General features: G+C 51.6%; 4 protein-coding genes and 1 pseudogene. All 5 read right to left on the bottom strand.

Going from position 1 to position 5,003, the window contains the following annotated elements; all coding sequences use genetic code 11:
* Window positions 1-367: pseudogene (locus C5O24_RS14330) on the bottom strand (hypothetical protein); the annotation flags it as partial.
* Between the two features lie 227 nt (window positions 368-594).
* The gene (locus C5O24_RS10710) at window positions 595-948 is read right to left on the bottom strand and encodes a DUF8468 domain-containing protein (protein ID WP_107681811.1); all 354 of its coding nucleotides are present in this window, start codon (window positions 946-948) and stop codon (window positions 595-597) included.
* 96 nt (window positions 949-1,044) lie between these two features.
* Window positions 1,045-2,376 carry a hypothetical protein gene (locus tag C5O24_RS10705; protein WP_107681810.1) on the bottom strand — a complete coding sequence of 444 codons (1,332 nt, stop codon included), beginning with the start codon at window positions 2,374-2,376 and terminating at the stop codon, window positions 1,045-1,047.
* Window positions 2,377-2,390: 14 nt separating this feature from the next.
* Complete coding sequence (locus C5O24_RS10700; protein ID WP_107681809.1) at window positions 2,391-2,651, bottom strand: hypothetical protein; 261 nt, start codon at window positions 2,649-2,651, stop codon at window positions 2,391-2,393.
* A gap of 143 nt (window positions 2,652-2,794) precedes the next feature.
* Window positions 2,795-5,003, bottom strand: a 2,209-nt coding sequence (locus C5O24_RS14065) for a phage tail protein (protein ID WP_205961096.1), incomplete at its 5' end; no start/stop codon positions are given.

The raw sequence follows: 5,003 nt of genomic DNA, 5'->3' as shown, positions 1-5,003 counted from the left end.
CCGCTGGAAGTTGCCCCCGTCCTCTTATGCCGCAGTAACTATCGGAAATAAACACCTTATCCCAAATCGGGCGAAGGGTCAAAAGCATGGCGCGGTGTATTATCTTATCGGGAAATTCGGGAACTATGGTAAGAAGCCGTTCCTTCCCGTCATTGATGGTTACGTTGTAAGTTGGCGACGGTTGGAACTCGTCGCGTTCAAGCAAAGAACAAATTACCCCCGTGTTTTCGGGCTTGTATTTGTCCGACATCCGGGCGGCGCGGTCTATATTCTCCACGCTGCTAAATTCGCCGTATATGTTTCCGCGTCGTTTCACTTCTTTTTGCTTTGCTGATTCTATGGCGTTCTTCGGCGGGTAGCCTACCAAAAGCCGTTAAATAATTACTATTTTTCGCCTTTGCGGGCGGGGTCTTTGCCTTTTTAGTATCGTGTCTTAACCCTGTGGGGCTAAGTGTATCAGTAATTCCGGGAGCCGATGTTCGCATTCGTATTCGTAGCCGCGTTGTTCGTATTCGCGTTCGCAAGCCCGGCATTCGCGCCGTTGTGCGCATTACCGCCGAACAAAACGCCCGAAGGCAAACAACCCAATTCGTTTTATTCAAAGTAGTAGCGCGTTCCCGAAGCCCTCATAGTGACTTTTCGCGGGAAGGCGTTACGCTTCTTAATCTCACGAAGCACATACTTTATTTCGGTGGAATTGGTAAAGAACTTTTCCACTTGCCCCGCCTTGTCGGGGCTGTTGTCCGGGTGCTTTATCTTCACTAAGAAGCGTTCCGCCCCGAACTTGGTCTTAACTCCGTCGATGAAGTCAAGCACGAAGAAGGAAAGGTTAATTAACTTCTGCTGCGTGGTTTCGTGGCAGTTGAAGTGCTTGTCATTCTCGTCCTGTGGAATATTCAGGAAGGCGAGGGTTCCGTCGTCGTGTCCGGGGTTCGTTTGAGTATCCATATTTTTGTTTTTTATTGACCCCAACCGCCGAATAAACGGTACGCGGCGGTTGGGGCGGGTTATTGTGTTTTTGTAGGTCGTGGGGGCGTGGTCGTGCTACGCGGCGGGTATAAAGCAAAGCCGGGAGCCGAGGTTCGCACCCGTATTCGTAGCCGCGTAGGTCGTAATCGCGTGCGCCAGCCCGGCAGCCGCGCCGTCGGCCGCATTACCGCCGAACAAAACGCCCCTCATAGCCACGCCGGAAGCGGGTATAGAAGTATAGAAGTAGTCCGAGAAGTAGGTCGTAGAACCGCCGCCAACCTCTCGCGGCATATTCTCGCCGAACTCTCCGGCAAGTATGGCCTTAACGTAGCCTTCCTTTCGGAGAAGGTCGCCCCGGTACTCGTAGCCGTTATAGCTGCTGTCTTGGAACTGAGCCGGGTCGTTGCAAACGTAGAACTTCGACAGCCCGCCGTCCGCGTCGCTCTGTATCTCACACTTACAGCCGTCCGTCCAGCTCCAAATATGCCCAAAGGGGTTTTCTAACCCTCGGTAACTTGGAACCTGTACGACTAAGGGGGTAGCGTCGTATTCGGTGGGCATTGTGAACTCTACCACGCCCGTAGCGTTGCCGAGGCTGTTGGTATAGCCACACGGCACGAAGGGATAATAGCTGTTAAAGGTGTTCCACTTCGTACTATTAAGCGTTGTTACGCCTGCGCCGAGTCCGCCCTGCTTGTAGCCGTTTGCGTCGGGCTGCGCATTAAATGCCGCTTGACAATTAAGGTTGGCGTATTCAATGACGAACAGCCAATAGGTTGTAAGCTGCGCGGCGTATAGGTCGCAGTTCCACCCTTTGCCGTTAAGCCCGGCTTCGCCACGGTTGCGGGCGTAGTTGCGGAAGTTGGTAAGGGAAATTTGTGTAGCCGGAAGTCCGAGAAGGCTGCGGTATGTTCCATCCCACGCGGTGTTATTGTTTCCACCACGGAAGGCGGCGGTAGCGTTGACGACGGAAGCCAATTTAGGCGTAGCCGTAACGGTGCGGTCTACGGTGGCTTCGTAGGCACTGCGGTACATTAAGGGGATTTCGTGGAAGCCGGGTAACGGGTATTCGGAAATAAGGGCTACTAAGTCCGTGCCGTCGAACTCAAACTTTCGGTAATGGCGGGGAATTTCAACCATTACTTGCCCGTCCGCCCCGGTAAGGTTGGCGGCGGCTCCGTTGTCGCGCTTGGTGCTGTCGGTAGCGTGAAGGTAGTAGGCTACCGTTCCGTTGTCACGAAGCACACAACGGCGCATTTTGGACTGAATAGGCAGCGAAACGTGAAGTTCCGGGCGGCCCACTCTCTCCAACGTGGTAGCGGCTACGGTCGTCTTGATTTTAACGCCGTAGTAATAATCGTAAGGGAAGGCGGGCTTAGTGTTGCCCGCTGCTATGATTAAACCCATATTCGTATGTTGTTTTAATAGCCCCAAAGAAGGGCGGTTTTTTGACTTGTTGATTTTATCTCGCGGACTATTTCGGGGTTCCACCCTGTTTCAAAGCGCGTGGCTATAAACTCGCCTTCGGGCATTCCCCAAAGGTTCACTTCAAGCACTACCGCCGCTTCTCCGTCGTTCTTGACGCAAAAGGGGGTGCCTTTTCGGAAACTGCCGCCGTCGAAGTTGACCGGGCCAATTACCGAAACTTGTACGCTTACTTGGTCGCCGTTCCTGTTTGTCATATAGGGTCGTTTTAAGTTGGTGCAAATTTACTTTATAATCGTATCAATTTAATACGTCGCTAAATATCCGTGAAGTGTTTGTTATCCCGCCCGCCGTGTAGGACGGGGTAACAAAGCACTATATAGCGGCGTGTTTCAGTCGGTTAACTTATATGACTAAGCCAATAAGCGTAATAGTTGCTACTTCCGTCCCAAACTAACATAAATTCGGCGGTGTCGCCCTTAGCCATATTCATTTTACCTGTTTCGTTGCCGCCGTTTTGGTTTAGTCGGTATGGGTAACTATTACTATTCATCGGGTACGTTGTGGCTCCGGCGCTGCTCTTGCCCGTTACGAAGGTATTACGCCCGGTAATGTAGCCTGTCTTTGTGCTTGTGCTATCGACAATAATAGTAAAGCGGACGGCAAAAGGGGTACTACTGCCAATTCCTAACGCGGTGGCTATGGATCCACGCGAAGGGAAGCCAATCCCGGCGTTATCGTAAATGAACTTCGCTTTAATGCGGAACATTGTAGGCGAGGTTAACTCGCCCGGAATATGGCAATTGTTGGTAGATGGTGTTATTGTCGCAAGTCCGTAACTTTCTATATAGCTATCCGAAACTATTGCCCCGGTCGCTTTTATTGCGAGGTTGGTTGTTGCTCCTGTTACGCTAATAAGAAGGCCGTAGTTCGTACCCCATGAGTTTGGCGTTGAATTAGTAAAACGTCCTACGCCTACCATTCCGACGGACGCGGGCAATACGTTGGCACCAATCGAAGCCCAGCAGTAAGTGTTAGCGAATTTTATAAAATCGCCATACAGGGATAGGCCACTCCCCGAAGAAGCCGTACTACTTGAAGCCGTGCCAATTCGTCCGCTTCCAATCTCAAAGCCGCCAATAGTGCCGGAATTGGCGTTAATGGTTCCCGTGATTGTTCCCTTGGTGGCTACAAAACTACCGTCTTGAAGGACGCGGAAGGGAGCGGTAAAGCGATTCGCCTTACTTGCTCCGGCCCAAATCCTCACCTTTCGGGCTTCGGTTTCGTTAGCTGCTTCGTTCTCGCCGCCCGTTATTCCGGCTACAATACTTTGGGAATTTCCGTTAGCAAGCTGCACCGTCCCGGCTGTAATTATACCCCGGTCGATGGTTACTTGGGTATTGTCGTAAAAGGTGGCTTCCGCCCAATCGTTCACGTTAAAGCCGGAAGCGCGGGCGGTAACACAACGGTAGAGGTCTTTCCGGGCTACTCCTGTGCTATCCGTCCACGAGCGTAGCCAAAGGTCGCCTACGTCGTAAGGGCCGTAAGGCTGTGCTACGAATACTTGCCGCTTGCGGTCGGCTGTGTCCTGTACGTCGGCAATGTCATAATAGTTGCCGTCGCTGCCTACGAAGCGAATAACGCCGCCTATCTCGTCGTTATCCAAATCGAAGTAGCACTTACCGCCGCCGCTGCTCTCAATTCGTCCGGTACGAAGGAAACGCCCGTTTATTGTGGAACTGCCGTAAGTAAGGCTTACCAATCGGCCGGGGTTCTTGCCGCCCGCGTCGGTTACGACGCTGTTAAGCACTCCGACGAGGAAGTTATAGTACCCTGCTTCCTGTTCTACGGTTATAGCACTTTCCGAAAGGATAATAGTACCGTCCCCCGCTGCTGTGGAACAACGGGCGTAAATGTAATAGGCTGTTGCGGGTTTAAGGTTGGTATAGGTCGCCGTAGTCAGTACCCACTGCCTAATATTTTCTTCTATGGCGTAATGGGCCAACCGGCCGCCGGAAATGTATAGCGCGTTTGGATCCTTGTTGTAGTTCGGTTGGAAGGTTACGTTTAACAGCGTGAACTGCGTAGACTTCGCGCCAACGCTTAACATCTGCGTTTCAATGGAAAGGGGCTTTATTTTCTCGCTGTAATAGTCGCCTTCCGGGTCGAATACCATGTTTAACAACTCTTGCGTAGCCATCCAACGTCGCCGCGCCCTTGTGGGGTCGGCTAACTTGTTGATGTTTATCACGTCGTTAATGTCGTCTATCTCGTTCAATACGCGGACGGTAGTAGACTTCGTAACGGTGTCGCTCAGGGTTATTTCGTAGGTATGCCGCTTCAATAGGTTGCGTTCTATCCTCACTATGCGGACAGCCTTGTTAATGCCTAATTCTTCGTCCTTGACGTTAATGTAGTCGCCAACGTGGAAAATTTCGGCTTCCACCTCTTGCCCGAAGGTCTTTATAAGGAAGTCTTCGGAAAGGGTAAGTTTATAACTTACTTGGGGCTGTGTCATGGCCGGGAAGTCCTTCTTTGCGGCTTCCGCTAACTTGTTTTCGGCGGCGGTAATATAACTTTCGGGCAGTTGTATCTCGGTAATTATATAC

The organism is Paramuribaculum intestinale (assembly GCF_003024925.1).
Classification (GTDB): domain Bacteria; phylum Bacteroidota; class Bacteroidia; order Bacteroidales; family Muribaculaceae; genus Paramuribaculum; species Paramuribaculum intestinale.
The sequence above is the reverse complement of the archived record's forward strand: the minus strand, read 5'-3'. Positions and strand labels throughout refer to the sequence as shown.